Annotated in this window: 17 protein-coding genes; 3 read left to right on the top strand and 14 right to left on the bottom strand. The window is 60.9% G+C overall.

Annotated features, from left to right (window positions below):
* Positions 1-18: 18 nt before the first annotated feature.
* The 3 genes from J2X71_RS23625 to J2X71_RS23615 form a co-directional block, all read right to left on the bottom strand.
* Positions 19-2592 (bottom strand): HWE histidine kinase domain-containing protein, encoded by a 2574-nt coding sequence (locus J2X71_RS23625; RefSeq protein ID WP_310385615.1) that lies wholly within the window; start codon positions 2590-2592, stop codon positions 19-21.
* Entirely contained in the window at positions 2592-3125 is a 534-nt protein-coding gene (locus J2X71_RS23620; RefSeq protein ID WP_310385613.1) for a biliverdin-producing heme oxygenase, read from the bottom strand. The genes J2X71_RS23625 and J2X71_RS23620 overlap by 1 nt, the downstream gene beginning before the upstream one ends.
* 257 nt (positions 3126-3382) lie before the next feature.
* Complete coding sequence (locus tag J2X71_RS23615) at positions 3383-3793, bottom strand: rhodanese-like domain-containing protein (RefSeq protein WP_310385611.1); 411 nt, start codon at positions 3791-3793, stop codon at positions 3383-3385.
* Between the two features lie 72 nt (positions 3794-3865).
* Between J2X71_RS23615 and ftrA the strand changes: the two genes are divergently transcribed.
* Positions 3866-4867, top strand: a complete 1002-nt coding sequence (ftrA, locus tag J2X71_RS23610) for a transcriptional regulator FtrA (protein WP_310386175.1) — start codon at positions 3866-3868, stop codon at positions 4865-4867.
* A 64-nt stretch (positions 4868-4931) separates the two neighbouring features.
* On the opposite strand, the gene preA is transcribed toward ftrA, so the two are convergent.
* From preA to J2X71_RS23590, 4 genes are all read right to left on the bottom strand, one after another.
* Positions 4932-6245, bottom strand: a complete 1314-nt coding sequence (gene preA / locus J2X71_RS23605; protein WP_310385609.1) for an NAD-dependent dihydropyrimidine dehydrogenase subunit PreA — start codon at positions 6243-6245, stop codon at positions 4932-4934.
* A 15-nt stretch (positions 6246-6260) separates the two neighbouring features.
* Positions 6261-7622, bottom strand: a complete 1362-nt coding sequence (locus tag J2X71_RS23600) for an NAD(P)-dependent oxidoreductase (protein WP_310385606.1) — start codon at positions 7620-7622, stop codon at positions 6261-6263.
* A 457-nt stretch (positions 7623-8079) separates the two neighbouring features.
* Complete coding sequence (locus J2X71_RS23595) at positions 8080-9075, bottom strand: sensor histidine kinase (protein ID WP_310386173.1); 996 nt, start codon at positions 9073-9075, stop codon at positions 8080-8082.
* 193 nt (positions 9076-9268) lie between these two features.
* Positions 9269-10063 (bottom strand): response regulator, encoded by a 795-nt coding sequence (locus J2X71_RS23590; RefSeq protein WP_113185377.1) that lies wholly within the window; start codon positions 10061-10063, stop codon positions 9269-9271.
* A 274-nt stretch (positions 10064-10337) separates the two neighbouring features.
* Between J2X71_RS23590 and J2X71_RS23585 the strand changes: the two genes are divergently transcribed.
* Both J2X71_RS23585 and J2X71_RS23580 read left to right on the top strand, forming a co-directional pair.
* A complete protein-coding gene (locus J2X71_RS23585; RefSeq protein ID WP_007815242.1) occupies positions 10338-10544 on the top strand; it encodes a NepR family anti-sigma factor in 207 nt (68 codons plus the stop codon).
* 10 nt (positions 10545-10554) lie between these two features.
* The gene (locus J2X71_RS23580) at positions 10555-11109 is read left to right on the top strand and encodes an RNA polymerase sigma factor (RefSeq protein ID WP_007815244.1); all 555 of its coding nucleotides are present in this window, start codon (positions 10555-10557) and stop codon (positions 11107-11109) included.
* Positions 11110-11334: 225 nt separating this feature from the next.
* Here J2X71_RS23580 and J2X71_RS23575 read toward each other — a convergent pair whose 3' ends face one another.
* The 7 genes from J2X71_RS23575 to hemP form a co-directional block, all read right to left on the bottom strand.
* The gene (locus J2X71_RS23575) at positions 11335-11736 is read right to left on the bottom strand and encodes a hypothetical protein (RefSeq protein WP_113321672.1); all 402 of its coding nucleotides are present in this window, start codon (positions 11734-11736) and stop codon (positions 11335-11337) included.
* Between the two features lie 8 nt (positions 11737-11744).
* On the bottom strand, positions 11745-12089 hold the full coding sequence (locus J2X71_RS23570) for a hypothetical protein (RefSeq protein WP_310385601.1): 345 nt from the start codon (positions 12087-12089) through the stop codon (positions 11745-11747).
* A gap of 134 nt (positions 12090-12223) precedes the next feature.
* Entirely contained in the window at positions 12224-13018 is a 795-nt protein-coding gene (locus tag J2X71_RS23565) for a heme ABC transporter ATP-binding protein (RefSeq protein WP_310385599.1), read from the bottom strand.
* A 9-nt stretch (positions 13019-13027) separates the two neighbouring features.
* Complete coding sequence (locus J2X71_RS23560; RefSeq protein ID WP_310385597.1) at positions 13028-14137, bottom strand: iron ABC transporter permease; 1110 nt, start codon at positions 14135-14137, stop codon at positions 13028-13030.
* A 2-nt stretch (positions 14138-14139) separates the two neighbouring features.
* The gene (locus J2X71_RS23555) at positions 14140-15069 is read right to left on the bottom strand and encodes a hemin ABC transporter substrate-binding protein (RefSeq protein WP_310385595.1); all 930 of its coding nucleotides are present in this window, start codon (positions 15067-15069) and stop codon (positions 14140-14142) included.
* A gap of 11 nt (positions 15070-15080) precedes the next feature.
* Positions 15081-16130: a ChuX/HutX family heme-like substrate-binding protein gene (locus J2X71_RS23550; protein WP_310385593.1), complete on the bottom strand. Its 1050-nt coding sequence runs from the start codon at positions 16128-16130 to the stop codon at positions 15081-15083.
* Between the two features lie 20 nt (positions 16131-16150).
* The gene (hemP, locus tag J2X71_RS23545; protein WP_037104648.1) at positions 16151-16336 is read right to left on the bottom strand and encodes a hemin uptake protein HemP; all 186 of its coding nucleotides are present in this window, start codon (positions 16334-16336) and stop codon (positions 16151-16153) included.
* Positions 16337-16491: the final 155 nt, after the last annotated feature.

Raw genomic sequence — 16491 nt, 5'->3', positions numbered from 1 at the left:
ACCGCTGCGTGCTTTGCTTCAGGGCCTTGCCGGAATCGGTATGCGTGCGAGCAAGTCCGTCATCCCCTCTATCGTGTAGGGCTTCTGCAGAACCGGCGCATCCGAATGGCTGTGGGCCTGTGCTATTCCTTCGCCGTAACCGGTCGCAAAAACAAAGGGTACGTTGTTGGCAGCCAAACGGTCGGCAATGGCAAAACTGGTTTCGTCGCCGAGATTGACGTCGAGAAGTGCAAGATCGAAGGATTGGCAGGCAAGGTATTCCATCGCATCGGCAACGCTAGGTGCGGTTGCGACTTCCGCACCCAGACGACGCAGTATGTCTTCGCCGTCCATGGCGATGATGAGGTTATTTTCGACAAGCAGCACATTCAGGCCGGCAAGCGGTTGGTTATTTGCGGCGGCCGTCCGGGTGCGTTCGGCAATTTCCAGCGGAGCAGGAATCGAACCTTCGCTTGCGGCGGGCACCGCATTGACATGCTTGCCGGGGATGCAGAAATCGGCCTCCAGCCCATGCTCGATATAGCGGACCTCGGCCTTGCCGCCGAGATCGTAGGGGATCGAGCGACGGATGATCGTGGAGCCGAAGCCGTGACGCGTCGGTTCAACGACTGGCGGGCCGTCCTTTTCGCGCCAGCGGATATGGAGATTGCCTTCTTCATCCCGCTCCCAGCCGAGTTCGACAAAGCCCGATCCGGACAGGCTTCCATATTTGGCACTGTTCGTCACCAGTTCATGGAAGACCAGAGCCGTGGTCGAAAAGGCTTGCGGTTCCAGCAGTACATCGTCCCCGATCATCCGGATACGCTGGACATTTTTGCCGAGATAGGCGCCGGCTTCCGCCAGCAGCAGCTGCCGCAACGAAGCCGGCGCCCAGTGATCACGGGTGATCTGGTCGTGGGCTCTGGAGAGGGACTGAACGCGGCCATCGAGCTGCCGGACGTAATCCGGCAGGCCGATCGCTGATGATTGCGATTGCCGGATCAACCCGCCGATAAGGCCGAGAATATTGCGGACGCGATGGTTCAGCTCGGCAATCAGCAGTTCCTGCCGCTCGTTGGCGAGCTGGCGTGCCATGCTTGCTTCGTCGGTCAGGCGCAACACGACTTCGATGAGCGTGACGCGGACGGTTTCCGCAACGCGCCGCTCTGCTTCGGTAAAGGGTAGCGAGCGGCCCCGCACCAGCTCGGACCAGGCTTCAAAACTCTTGCGCGGGGTCAGGCGCGGTCCGTTCGGGCCATATTCGATCGGCTTATGCGGATCGCCGGCCCAACGGACGGTGCGCACGATCTCCTGGCGAAACAGCACGACGTAGTCACGCGGTGAACGGGAGATCGGAATGGCGAGCATGCCCGCGACGGCATCATCGATTTCGAGATCGGGATAGGTTTCTGCAAGCCGATCCACCGCATAAACCCGGCCGGCTGCATTACGATTGAGGTGTCGGACGAGGGCGGCAAAGCTCTTTTCATCCGGGCCGAGGCCGGCAATCGTCAGCCGCCCGTTGATCCAGACGCCGATACCGTCGGCTGGAATGACGTCTGCCAGGGCGTCGATCAGCCACGTCGGATCATCGAGCAGGCTGGCATTGTCGGCAACGGAAGTGAGGAGCCGGTCGGCGATGCGGCGTGCCTTGGTCTCGTAGTCGAGCGCCAGACGCCGTTCGCGGCTTTCGAGACGGGAGGCGAACATCTGGCCGAAGAGTTCGGCCGTCGAGCGGCTTTCGGCCGAGGGCAGTCGGGCGCCGTAGTGGTGGCATGCAAAGAGGCCCCAGAGCTTGCCATCGACGACGATGGAAATGGAGAGCGAGGCGCCGACACCCATATTCTTCAGATATTCGATGTGGATCGGCGAAACCGAACGCAGCACGGACATGGAGAGATCGAGCGGGCGGCCATGTTCGTCAAGTTCGGGCAGGATCGGCACCGGTGTCGCATTGATATCGGCGATAATGCGGAAGAGATTGCGCAGATAGAGTGCGCGGGCTTGAGCGGGAATATCGGACGCGGGGTAATGCAGGCCGAGGAACGAACCGATGCCCGGCCGGGCGGCTTCGGCCACGACCTCGCCAGAGCCGCTGTCGTCGAAGCGGTAGACCATGACCCGGTCGAAGCCGGTCAGGGCGCGGGCCTGGCGCGCGCCTTCGCGAAAAAAAGTCTCCAGGGTTTCGGTATGGTCGAGACGGGACATCATGCTGCGCATGGAGAGCGACGGCGCGTTGGATTTGCCCTCGTCAAAAGCCTCCCCCTCGATGATGATCTGGCCGTTGCTGACATGCACCGCGACGTCAAAGCGCGCCTCGCCGGCAATGAGCGCAATGCCGAAAATGCGCTCAACGATATCGGGGCCGCGGAGCGTGGCAAGCTTGTTGCGGAGCGCATGGAGCGCTTCAGGGGCAATGAACGACAAAATGGGCCGGCCGACGGCTTCGGTATGCGTTATGCCCAGAAATTCCGAAAGATTTGCCGACGCGCGGGTGACGATCCAGTCCAAGGAGACGGCCAGCAGGAAGCCGAAAGGCTGGACGGAGCCGAGGTGATGGATCGGTTCACGGTCGCAATTGGTGAGATCGACGGGGGCTGTGATCTGGTTCATCAAGCAGCTTCCAGTTCGAGCTGCGCAGCCCTCAGGAAGAGACAGAAGACATCGCGCGCAGCCGCAACTGCGCCTGCGATATCGTCAATGCCACTGGTATCGAGACGTTCCATGAAGGCTCGCATGGAGCCTTTCGGCCCTTGCGGACTGAGGTAGCGGCTCGGCAGATGAGCCGGTACTGCCTTTGCCAGCATGGCGCCACCGAGTTTGGAGCCTTCCAGCACGTAAACCGCCCCCCAGAGTGAGGCCTCATTGCGAAGCTCAGGCTGCGGAAGAGGCGACGTGGCGGAATCGCCGAGTTCGGCTATGTCGGCAAGAAGAAGTGACGTGCGCCGCCGTTCCGGCCAGTCCGGCAACAGCCGGGTAATACCGGACTGCTCCAGTGCGGCTTCGACCGAAGGAACAGCGCGGGCATGGGAACGCAAGAAAGCTCTATAATCGTTGATGTCGGAGAGGTTGAAGTTGCCGAAGAGGGCGTCCACCTCGGCATGGCAATCTGCTGTTTGTGCGCGAAGGGCACTACGAAGTGACATGCTGACCGTGTTCCAAGTAATGTCGCATAGGATGCTGCCCGGACGGGGCCGACGATACTAGCGATATACGGCAGCATCCGCTTATTTCCAGCGAAACATGTAGAAAAACATAGATTTCGGCGTGATTGGCAATCCAGTTTCTCTGGATCCGCCTATCATAGCGGATGCTACGCGGCCGCATATTGATTGCGGTCTGGAAAACATAGCTGGCAAAGGATGAAATTCCCTTCTCCCCGACGGAGAGAAGGGAGCAGAGATCAGGCGGCAGCGCTTGCTCCGCCTTCAAAGGCAAGACCTTCGTCTGCCCATCCGGTCAGGCCGCCAATCATCAGCTTTACGGAGAGACCGAGCCGGGAGAGACGCAGTGCGGCCTTATCTGCGCCGTTGCAATGCGGGCCGGCGCAATAGACCACGAACAGCGTATCATCAGGCCATTCGGACATGCGGTGCGCAGTCATCTTGCCATGCGGCAGGTTGAGGGCACCCGGAACATGTGAGTGGGCGAAGAGCTGTGGCGAGCGGACGTCGAGCAGTACGAAATCGACCTTGCCGGAGGCGAAGGCGGCGTGCACATCCGAGCAGTCAGTCTCGAAGGCGAGCTTGCGGGCGAAATGTTCGGCGGCGGTTTCGGGGGAAGCTGTAGGGATTTCGGAAACGGGGCTTGGCATGATCTTTTCCTTTCTTGCTTTGCTGTTGCCGCAGATCATCGCCGATGCTACGGATTGGCGAAATTGGCCATCGTGACTGACAGCGTAAAGATCATGTCAAAATCGGATCTACACCGGACGCAGGGACCGCATGTTGTGGCGCTCGCCTATGACGGGCTCTGCACCTTCGAATTCGGTATCGCCTATGAGGTCTTCGGCCTGTCGCGGCCGGAGATGGGCGAGCGCTGGTATCGCTTTTCCGTCGCCGGCATAGAGCCGGGTCCGCTGAGGGCCGCCGGCGGGCTGACGGTCGCTGTCGACCAGGGGCTTGAGCTGCTCGACGAGGCGGATCTGATCATCGCGCCGGGATGGCGGGCGATCGATGCGCCGGTGCCGGAGCCTCTGATCGCCGCTTTGAAGGCAGCCCATGAGCGGGGAGCACGCGTGATGTCGCTTTGCTCCGGCGTGGCAGTGCTTGCCGCGGCCGGCCTGCTGGCCGGGCGGCGGGCGACGACCCATTGGCGCTATGTCGCCTCGATTGCTGCGCGCTACCCTGACATCGCGCTCGATGCCGACGTGCTTTACATGGACGAAGGCAGCATCCTGACGGCGGCGGGCAGTGCGGCCGGCATCGATCTCTGCCTGCATGTGGTACGCGGCGATTTCGGTCCGGATGCCGCGAACAGCGTGGCGCGACGTCTCGTGGTTCCGCCGCATCGCGAGGGCGGGCAGGCACAGTTCATTGCGGCTCCCGTGCCGGAAGAGCGAGAGGGCATTCGCCTTGGCCCGCTGATCGAATGGATGCGCGAGAAGCTTTCCGAGGAGCAGCCGATCAGCCTGCTTGCCGGCAAGGCCGGCATGAGCATGCGCACCTTCCAGCGTCGCTTCGAGGCAACGACGGGCGACAATGTCGGTGAGTGGCTGCTGAAGGAGCGGTTGCGGCATGCTCGCGACCTTCTGGAGAAGGAGCTTGCGGTGTCGCTCGACGATATCGCCATCGCCAGCGGCTTCGGCACCTTGGCGACGATGCGCCATCATTTCCGCAATAGGCTCGGCACGAGCCCTAGCGCCTATAGGAAGTCATTCGGGGTTTGAAGGCTGACAGATAAAGAAAAAGCCGCCGTGGATGGGCGGCTTTTTCATCGGGCTTTCGGAGCGCTTACTCCGCAGCCTGGCGCGCCATCGGGTTGTTCGGGTGCGTCGTCCAGTTGGCGTAGTTCGGATCGACCACTTTACCGGTGCGCTTATCGAGGGCGCCGGCGGGAAGCTGCTCCATGGTGATGCAGTTTTCGACCGGGCAGACGCTGACGCAGAGATTGCAGCCGACACATTCCTCGTCCATCACCTCGAAATGGCGAACGCCGTCGACGAAGTTGGTGATTGCCTGGTGCGAGGTGTCCTCGCAGGCGATGTAGCAGCGGCCGCATTTGATGCAGGCGTCCTGATCGATCTTGGCCTTCGCTATGTAGTTGAGGTTGAGGTACTGCCAGTCGGTGACGTTGGGCACGGCGCGGCCGGTGATGTCGTCGAGGGTCTTGTGGCCCTTTTCGTCCATCCAGTCGGAAAGGCCCGTGATCATTTCCTGCACGATCTTGAAGCCGTAGGTCATGGCCGCCGTGCAGACCTGGACGTTGCCGGCGCCGAGGACGAGGAATTCGGCAGCGTCCCGCCAGGTGGTGATGCCGCCGATGCCCGAGATCGGCAGGCCGTAGGTTTCCGGGTCGCGAGCGATTTCGGCGACCATGTTGAGCGCGATCGGTTTCACCGCAGGGCCGCAATAGCCGCCGTGACTGCCCTTGCCCCCAACGGTCGGGTTTGGCGCGAAATTGTCGAGATCGACCGAGACGATCGAGTTGATCGTGTTGATCAGCGAGACGGCGTCCGTGCCGCCGGCCTTGGCGGCGCGGGCAGGGCGGCGGATATCGGTGATGTTGGGCGTCAGCTTGGTGATGACGGGCATGCGCGTGTATTGCTTGCACCAGCGCACGACCATTTCGATATATTCTGGCACCTGTCCAACGGCCGAGCCCATGCCGCGCTCGGACATGCCGTGCGGACAGCCGAAGTTCAGTTCGATACCGTCTGCTTCGGTCTCTTCCACCAGCGGCAGGATGGCTTTCCAGGCCTGTTCCTCGCAGGGCACCATGATCGAGGCGATGAGCGCCCGGTCGGGCCAATTCATCTTGACCTGCTTCATTTCGCGCAGGTTGGTCTGCAGGTCGCGGTCGGTGATGAGCTCGATATTGTTGAGGCCGAGCAGGCGACGGTCGGCACCCCAGATCGCGCCGTAGCGCGGACCATTGACGTTGACGACAGGCGGGCCTTCTTCACCTAGCGTCTTCCAGACGACGCCGCCCCAGCCGGCCTTGAAGGCGCGCTCGACATTGTAGGCCTTGTCGGTCGGCGGTGCGGAGGCGAGCCAGAAGGGGTTCGGGGACTTGATGCCGACGAAATTATTGCGGAGATCAGCCATTGTTCATTCTCCCCTTCAGGCGACGGCGACAGCCGGAGCGGCTGCGGCGGACAGGGTACGGTGAATGGATTCGGCCGCATCGCGGCCATGGGCGACGGCAGAGACGGTGAGGTCTTCACCACCGAAGACGCAGTCGCCGCCAGCCCAGACGCCATCAACCGATGTGCGGCCTTCGGCATCAACTGCGATGCGGCCGGATTCCATCCGCAGCGCGCCGAGACCTGAGGTCTCGAATGTCTGGCCGATTGCCTTGAAGATCTGGTCGGTGGCGATCACGCCGGTCTCACCGGTGCCCGAAAGGCGGCCATCGATGATAGCGGTATATTCCACCTCGATTGCCGCCACCTTGCCATCCTGCGAGAGGATGGATTTCGGCGCTAGCCAGTGGCGAATGATGACGCCCTTTGATGTCGCGAGATCCTGCTCGAATTCCGAGGCGTTCATATGTTCCTTGCCGCGGCGGTAGCAGATGGTCACTTCCTCGGCGCCGAGAAGCTTTGCCTGCACGGCGGCATCGATTGCCGTCATGCCGCCGCCGAGAACGACGACGCGGCGGCCAATGGCGATCTCGCCCTTGTCGCCGGCCTGGCGCAGGGCGGCAATGAAATCGACTGCATCATCGACACCAGGCAGGTTTTCATTGTCGACGCGCAATGCGTTGACGCCGGCAAGGCCGAGGCCGAGGAAGACGGCATCGTACTGGCCCTGCAGGTCGGAGAGCGAGAAATCGCGGCCGAGCTGCTGGTCGTGCTTCACCTCGATGCCGCCGATCGAGAGGACGTAGTCGACCTCTTTCTGCGCGAAGTCATCGACCGTCTTGTAGGTGGCGATGCCATATTCGTTGAGGCCGCCGGATTTCGGCTTGGTGTCGTAGATCACCACATCATGGCCTTTGACGGCGAGGCGGTGGGCTGCCGCAAGGCCGGCGGGACCGGCGCCGACGACGGCGATCTTCTTGCCGGTCGGTTCCGCACGCCGATAGAACTGCTTGTCGGCGGCCATTGCCGCATCCGTCGCATAGCGCTGCAGGCGGCCGATCTCGACAGGGCGCTCTTCGGCCGTGTTGCGCACACAGGCCTGTTCGCAGAGCTCTTCGGTGGGACAGACGCGGGCGCACATGCCGCCAAGGATGTTCTGGTCGAAGATCGTCTTCGCCGAGCCGATCGGATTGCCGGTCGAAATCTGGCGGATGAAGAGCGGAATATCGATGGAGGTGGGACAGGCCGTCATGCACGGCGCGTCATAGCAGAAATAACAGCGGTCGGCGGCGACCAGCGCTTCGTGGTTGTCGAGGCGCGGATGAAGATCGGAAAAATTAGCCTCGTACTCGGCGGACGAAAGCCGGCCGGCACGAATCCCAGTTTCCAGGCGTTCCATTGAAGTTCCCTCTTTATTGGTAACGACTAGTGAGGGAATCGTAACTCAGGTTCAAAAATTTATCAAACGGTAAAATTTTGGCAATTTTCTTTCGCCTGCGTCATGTAAGTAATTGATTTTGTTTGTCATGATAATTCTTTAGGCAGGCTCTGCCTTCCAATTGGGTGGATCTGGGTGGCAACCCAGTTCGGGTGTCCGAGAAAAAATTGACAAAAGGCCAAATTTTTTTCGAACCGAGGGAACCAAAGTTAATGAGCGTAGTTAATGCGATATCCGGATGATGACCGCATCGACCCAACATGCGCGCCCCCAACCCATCATTCGGACGAACTCACGGTCCCCTCCCGGTGAGTGGAGACAGCCGGTGCGCCGCCCTCGCACCGGCTGTTTTTCCGTCTTGGCCCGAGCAATTTCCGCACGCAGGCAATTCCGTCAAAACGTGCAGCGGTAAAACGTCTCAAGTGCGTTTCAGGATTTCGAATTCGGTTTCCGGAACCGTCAGGTGATATTCAATGCGGCCAGGTACGAGCGTCAATTCGGCCTTGCCGTTGACGGAGGAGGGCACGACACGCTCCAGCACCGTGCGGCCGAAGCTGTTTTCGCTGAATTCGTGTACGTCGGCGCTGTTTGGAAGCACTTCCACCCAGGTGAGCTCGATTGCCCGGCGGCCGGCAATCTTTGCCTCCCGGCAATTCAGCGTGACCGATGTCGCCCCGCTGGCGATTGCGCCATAGGAGGCGGAATTGACGATCAGTTCATGTAGCGCCAGACCGACATGCACGGCGGCGTTTGGTGTCAGATGGGCGTTGATGCCAAAGATCGGCATGGAGCCTGATGTTTCCGGCCAGTAGGGGGCGAACTGCTTTCCGGCGAGCTCGAACAGAAAGGCACCGCGCCAGCTGGAATCGGTGATCAGATCCTGCGAGTTGGAGAGCGACTGAAGACGGCCGCGGAATTTCATCAGGAAAGCATCGAGAGAAATGGTGTTGCGCGCGGTCTGCGTGGCGATACCCTGGATGATGGCAAGCAGGTTCTTGGAGCGGTGGGAAAGCTCGCGCAGCAGCGATTTCAGCACCTTTTCGCGATGCCGGCTTTCGGTAATCTCCGAGATGACGGAGAGCAGGCCGTAATTGCCGTGCGCGCCGGTGCGTTGAACGTTCAGTTCGAATGTCCTGACTTCGCCGTCGATTGCAACATCGACCTCGGCATTGCTGGAGGCGCCGGTCTCAAGCACCATCCGCTTCATCGCGGCAAGGGATTTGCCGTGTGCTTCGCCAAACAGCGAACCGTCATCACCACCGGCGACAAAACGCTTCTGGAAATAGGGGAGAAGGTTTTCGGCATAGATTATTGCAAGGCCCGCATCCTGATACAGGATAGAGATAGCGGCGCTGGCGAGCGCGCGCTCCATAATGGCCGCCTTGCCTTCGGTGGTGAAAGGCGTTCCGGACAGTGGTCCAGTCGTATTCACTCGGCCGCCTTTCCTCAGTCCCTTCGAAGATACGGAGGGATGTTACCCCTCCCGACAAAACTGCCGGTCATTCTAAAAGCAAGCGCTGCAAAAACCGTTAAAGCCGCCAATACGCTCCGGCAGAGCCGGAACGCATCGCTACCGGAATGGTTCCGGCGCGGCTGAAATTCATGTTTCAGGCCGCCACACGGGTCGTTTCATTGAAGAAAAGCGCCTGACTGATCAGAGCCTTGACCATGTCGGGGTTGAAGGGCTTGGTCACCAAGAAGGTTGGCTCCGGCCGCTCCCCAGTCAGCAATCTCTCGGGGAAGGCGGTGATGAAGATGACGGGCACACTCGATGTCTTCAGGATATCGTTGACGGCATCGATGCCCGAGCTGCCGTCGGCAAGCTGGATATCGGCCAGAACCATGCTTGGTTTGGTCTTGTTATAGAGTGCGACGGCTTCCGTATGGGTGCGGGCGATGCCGGTAACGCGGTGGCCGAGGCTCTCGACCATCTGCTCGATATCCATGGCGATCAGCGGTTCGTCCTCGATGATCATGATATCGGTGGCCACCTGGCGCGAGATCTCGTGCGAAGCCTTGTCGAGGAGCTCCATGGTTTCGTCATCGCTGATTTCGAGGATGTCGGCGATCTCGGAGACACGAAAATTCTCGACGGAGGCGAGCAGGAAAGCCTGCCGGGCAAGGGGCGAAACCTTCGAGAGGTTCAGCGTCGCGCGCTGTTCCCAGGCATAGGGAGAGGATGGTTCGGGAATCTCGACCGCAGTGGAACCAAACAGTTGCGTGAACAGTTTGTAGAGTGCGACGCGGTCATTCGCGGTATCCGGGAATATGGAGAGATCGGCGATGATCGCTTCCAGGACGGCGGCGACGTAAGCATCGCCAGAAGTCTGAGTGCCGGTAAGCGCGCGGGAATAGCGACGCAGATAAGGAAGGTGCGGCGCAATTCGAGTGGAAAGTGTCATTAAAAACTCCCGTCTACAGGCCATGAATAGCTGCAATGATCTGAAAACGCGGTCTTGATAAAAAAGTTCCTGATGGAAGGAACTTTTTTTGCAGCGCCGCATTATCCTAGCCGACAAATGAAGGGCGTCACGTTTTGACCCATGTGAGCGGAATGGATCTATTGCATCAAGGGTTTGAAAGAACCGGCTTGATCGATTGGATATACGTTCCATTTATCTTTCACAGCAGACTTTGCCTTTCATCCCGAGACAACAGGCAAGAAGTGATCAGTTGATGACGACAGCAAAGACAGAAGCACCGGACGAGCGCCAGCTGGAGTTGCGGGCGAGCGACATACTGGATCCGAACAATCAGATCGGCGTCAGGCTGCGGTCGCTCTATGCCGCCGCGCAGGAGGAAGCTATTCCCGACCGCTTTCTCGATCTGCTGGAAAAGCTCGACCAGGCCGAATTGATGGCTTCCGCCAAGATGGCCGAATAGGAATACCCGCATGGAAAAAGCGCAACCGAGCTTCAAGCGCGAACTCCTGGCGGCACTGCCAAGCCTTCGCGCTTTCGCCATATCCCTGATCGGCCGGCACGATCGCGCCGACGACCTGGTCCAGGACACCATCATGAAGGCCTGGGCCAAGCAGGACCATTTCGAGATGGGCACCAACATGAAGGCCTGGCTCTTCACGATCCTGCGCAACGAGCTTTACAGCCAGATGCGCAAGAGCGGGCGTGAGGTGCAGGACAGCGACGGTTTGTTTACCGAATCCATGGCTACGCACCCTTCCCAATACGGCGCACTCGACCTGCAGGACTTCAAGAAGGCGCTGGACCAGCTGCCGCCGGACCAGCGCGAAGCGATCATCCTCGTCGGCGCATCGGGCTTCTCTTACGAGGAAGCGGCGGAAATCTGCGGCTGCGCCGTCGGTACCATCAAGAGCCGTGTGAACCGCGCACGCCAGCGTCTGCAGGATCTCCTGCAGATATCAGGCGAGGCGGATTTCGGCCCGGATGCCACGTCGGCGCCGCTGACATCGAAGGCCTTTGCCTTCTGATCAACTTGTTTCCGTGGGAGGAAGGAAGGCCGGTTGCCCTACGGGGCGCCGACTTTTTATTTGGCGTCCCGGTCACCTGCCTGCCTGAGCTGGTCGCCGAAAACCGGGCACCACAGCGTCGATGCGATCATTCGCTGGAATGCAGTATCCCGCGCCCAAGGATTTGGGCGCGGGATATATTTGCGACAAAAGCAATGTCGGGAAAGTGAAAGGTGCTGCGGAACGTCAGTCGTCCCGCTTCGAACCCACGAGATTGGCGGCGACAAGAGCGGCCACTATGCCTGCAGTCAATAGCGGCTGGGAGCGGACAAGGCCGAGGCCGACGGTTGCCAGGGATTCAAGTGCGGCGCGACGTTCGCGGGCGCGGCGGGCTTCCTGGCGATTCATGATCGCCATGACGACGAAGACGATGATCGCGATCAGCAAGGCGCAGGCTGCCAGGAAAAGCGAAGCGCCGATCGGCCCATAGATGCCTGCCAGCCAGATCGCCCCAGCGGTCACGCCAAGCGCATAGGCGGTCAGAAGAAAAAGCAACGCAACGGCGATGAAGATGCCGTTGCGCTTGGTGCGTTCCACTGTGCGGTGAACGCTGGTGCCTACGAGCAGGCTCAGGATCGGGTAGAGCATCGAGCCTCCTAGCGGCGGGCGAGCATGGCGATAAGCAGGCCGAAGGCGGCAGCGGCACCGACTGTTGCCAGCGGGTGACGGCGGACCGTATTGCGTACTTCGCTTGCGCCGCGCAGGTAACTCTGCTGCAGTTCGTTCAGCAGATCCTCGCTGCGGCCGAGGATGTCCTCGTAGCTTGCGGATGCATGCGAGCGCAGTTTCTCGCCCTGACGGCGCGAGGTCTTGCCGAGAACCTGCGTCAATTCGGCGAGTTCTTCGCGGAGCGCCTCGATCTGATCTTCGATACTGGCTTCGAGATTGTGGAGAGCGCCGTTGCGGCGGCTGCGGCTGGATTGGAAGAGGGAATAGGCCATGACTGTCTCCATAGCTGGGCGCGGACAAGCACCGCCCGGTTTCACACAGGGTCAGCGCCACTGATGGCACGGAAGAGAGCGCCCGGCTTTGACCCAAATCATTGCGGACAACGCATTTGGGGTGGAAAGGTTCCTCAGTTGGCGGGAAGCGCGCTGTGCGCAAGCACGAAGGGCGTGCCGTCGACCGGCACCTGATTGACGCGCAACGGGCAGCCGAAGACGGATTGCATGGTTTCGTCCGTCAGTACCTCACACACATTGCCAGCGGCTGCCAGCCGGCCGGATTTCATCAACACGATCCTGTCGGCGAAGAGGGCCGTCAGGTTGAGATCGTGCATGACAGCGATCACCCCGCCGCCGCGTTCGCAGAAATCGCGCGCCAGCGTCATGATCGTCAGCTGATGACTAATGTCGAGACTGGAGACCGGCTCATCCAGCAGCAGCCAGCAGGGTTTGCCATTAACGACCGGCTCGGCGATCTGGCAGAGCACGCGGGCAAGCTGAACGCGCTGCTGCTCGCCGCCCGAGAGTTCCTGGTAGAAGCGCCCTTCGAAGCCGGTAAGATCGACGGCGGCAAGCGCTTTTGCGGCCGTCTCATCGGCCTGATCGGCGTGAAGGTTGAGGCCGGAGGTCAGACCCATGCGGACGATTTCCCGTACCGTGAAGGGAAAGGAGATGCTGCTTGCTTGCGGCAGGACCCCGCGAATGGAGGCAAGCTGCCACGGCTTCAGTGCGCGCACCTCTTCGCCGTTCAAACGAACGGAACCTTCATAGGCAAGCTCGCCGGAAACGGCTTTCATCGTCGTCGTCTTGCCGGAGCCGTTCGGGCCGGCAATGGCGGTCAGTTCGCCCGCCTTCGCAGTGAAGGCAACATCGCGAACGATGGTCTTGCCGGAGAGGTGCACGCAGACGCCGGAAACTTCGATCATCGAACAAACTCAAAGGGCAAGGCGCGAGCGCTGCCGCAACAGGATCCAGAGGAAGAAGGGCCCGCCGACTGCCGCCGTGATGATGCCGATCGGCAGTTCGGCCGGTGCCACGATTGTGCGGGCGAGTACGTCTGCGAAGATCAGCAGCGAGCCGCCGAGCAGGGCCGAGGCCGGCAGCAGGAAACGATGGTCCGGGCCGATCACCATACGCAAGATATGCGGCACGACGATGCCGACGAAGCCGATGCCGCCGCTGACGGCAACCGAAGCGCCGGTTGCAGCCGCAACGGTGACGATGGCGATATTCTTCAGCCGCTGGACCGGCACACCCATGTGAAAGGCTGCAGCCTCGCCGAGTGTGATGGCGTTCAAGCCGCGCGCCATGAAGGGCAGGGCGGCGAAGGACAGGAGGATGATGGGACCGGCTGCAGCGATCTTGATCCAGGTGGCGCCGGCAAGTGAGCCCATGCCCCAGAAGGTCAGATCACGCAGCTGCTGGTCGTTCGCCATATAGATCAGCACGCCCGTCAGCGCCCCGGCCAGGGCGCCAAGCGCGATACCGGCAAGCAGCATGGTGGCAACCGAGGTCTGGCCGTTGCTTGTGGCGACCCGGTAGAGCAGCAGCGTGGTGGCGAGACCGCCGCCGAAGGCTGCAAGCGGCAGGGCATAGATGCCGAGCGCCAGGTAGAAGGGCGCGGCAATGGTGCCGCCGAGCACGATCATCACGACAGCGCCGAGGCCGGCGCCCGAGGAGACGCCGACAAGGCCGGGATCGGCCAGCGGGTTGCGGAACAGGCCCTGCATGACGGCGCCGGAGACGGCGAGCGATCCGCCGATCAGGAAGCCGAGGATGGCGCGGGGCAGGCGGATATCGAAGATGATGATCCGGTCACGCATGCTGAGCGCTGTCTGCGAGCCCGCCATGTTTCTGACGACATCGAGGATGGAGGCGTCCGATGCCCCTGTCGTGATGGAGAAGAGCAGGGCGAAGACGGAAGCCGCGATAAGGAAGGCGATGCCCAGCAGAGCGAGCTCGGTTCTGTCGCCCGCCTGCCGGGGTCTGCGGAATGCCGCCGAAAAGGATCGCCTGTTTTCCATCATGGCTTCCGACACGGCCATCGTCAGCCTCCGTAGATCGCCGCGTTGAGTTCGCGAACAGCACTTGCCGTGCGCGGACCGAAGCCCAGGAGATGCAGGCCATCCATCCGGATGATCGCCTTGTTTTCACCGGCAGGCGTCAGCGCGATCGACGGCTGTGCCAGCAGATCCTCGTTCTTGGTGCCGGCGCCATCGCCGCGGTTCATCATCAGGATGACGTCGGGCTTGGCGCTGATGATCGCCTCATCGGTAAGCGGCTTGTAGCCTGGGAATTCGCCGACCGCATTGATGGCGCCGGCAAGCTTGATGACGCCGTCTGCGGCGGTGCCGGTGCCCGACGCCATGATACGGCCGTTCTGGGCGCTGAGGACGAAGAGAACGCGCTTGCGCTCGGCCTCGGGGCGTTTCGCGGCATCAGTGACGGCGGCATCGAGATCGGCGCCGACCTTTTCTTCAAGTGCCTTAGCCTTTTCCGGCACATTGAGCAGCGTACCGACGCGATCGATCTTGGCGATGATACCGTCGCGCGTATAGGCATTCGGAACGGTTTCGAAGGGCACGCTGGCATTCTTCAGGACGTTCAGCGCTTCCTGCGGTCCGGAGCCCTCGACGGCGATGATCGCCGTCGGGTTCATGGCAAGAATGCCTTCCGGCGAAAGGGCGCGCATGTAGCCGACATCAGGCAGCTTCAGGGCGGCTTCGGGAAACATGCTCGTGGTATCGCGGGCGATCAGCCTGTTTTCTTCTCCGAGCGCGTAGATGATCTCGGTGACGTCGCCGCCGACCGAAACCAGCCGCGAGGTGTCGAGCTTCTTTTCCTCAGCGTGCGCGGCGCGGACGAAAGCATAGTTCTCGCCGGCCGGTGCTGCCGGGATCAGTGGCAGGGTCATGACGGCCGCCGTCAGGGCCAGCTCCCAGAGGCGGATCCGGCGCAGGTTTCTAAGCATCTTCATCGTTGCGATCCTTATGCGGCGACGCTTGTGGCCCGCGGCAGGTTTTCCATGATGTCACGCCATCCGGCATTCTCGTCGGAGCCTTCCTTCCGCTTGCCGAAGAACTGGATGATCATGTTGCCGTTGGCGTCATAGGCTTCGAGCGAGGTGACGTGGCCGTCCTTGGTCGGCTTGCGTACGGCCCAGGTCTCGGCAATGTGGTCCTGGCGCAGATGTAGATGGAAGGTTTCGTCGAGGATGTTGATCCACGGACCCATCGGCTGGACGTTGAAGATCGGGCCGGAATGGATCTGCACGATGCCGTTATTGGCAACGAAGCACATGATCGGCAGGCCTGATTTGACGGAGGCATGCATCATCTCTGCCGTCGCCGTATTGTCGAGCTTCCAGGCATAGTCGTCGCCAACCCTGCGCACGGCGGCCTGGCGGCCGATCTTCAGGCGCTTCAGCATGCCGAAGAATTCATGCGTGTCGGTCATCTTGCTCCAGTTGTCGCGCAGCTCTTCGCGGCTGACATCGCCGTCTTCGTCGACATCCGGGGAAGCCTCCGCTTCGACGAGTTCTTGGCCCTGGTCCTCGAGCTTCAGCTCGGCGACGATGCGATGGTAGGCCTCGACATTGGATGCCGGGCGCAGATGGATCTTGTGGACGGCGTTGCCCGTCTTGTCGAAATACTGGAGGCTGAGGCGCTCCGTGTCGCCGTCCTTCTTGGTGACGGCAAAGGCGTGGACCCAGCGGCTTGGAAAGACGCGCAGATCGATGTTTTCGCCGAGTACGATGGCGTTGTGCTCGCCGACCTTGATGTTTTCGTAGACACCGATCTTCTCGTGTACGGCGCTTTCGTTGCGCGACAGGGCCATGACTTCACCGAGATCGGCGACACGTTCGAGCAGCTTGACGGCGCTGGCATCGATTCTGATAGCACTGACGCCGACTTCGGCTGCGACGAGGGCCGCCTCGGAGATCTTCAGCTGCGCGGCGATATCGCGCTCGCGCATCTTCGGATTTTCAGCGCGGAATGCGCGGATTTCGGATGGTGCCGGTCTGGTCTGCTCGGTCATGTTCTACCCTGCTATTGAGCTTATTTGTTGAGAATGAGTTTGCCCTGACGGGTGATCTTCAGGCGGTAGATCACGCCGTCGTGCCGAATCATGATCTCGTTTGCGCCGCGAAAAAGATCGCTGCCTTCGAGAACGCGGATCTCGGCCACCGCAGGTTCGTTCCGCGATGGTGCGAGCTTAAAGGTATCTGGCTTTTCAACCATCATTTCTGTTGGCTTATTCCGTGATTGCGGGGGTCAAGACCCCGGTTCCGGTGACAATTATCTTGACTCTCATACTCATAGTTTTTTAAAGACGCAATAATTGAAGACAAAAGCAGTCAAGTTTTTGATCCTGCTGTTTTGAAGCCGCTGGACGGCGG

The organism is Rhizobium sp. 1399, assembly GCF_031455475.1.
Taxonomy (GTDB): Bacteria; Pseudomonadota; Alphaproteobacteria; order Rhizobiales; family Rhizobiaceae; genus Rhizobium.
This window is presented reverse-complemented; position numbering and strand designations above follow the sequence as displayed.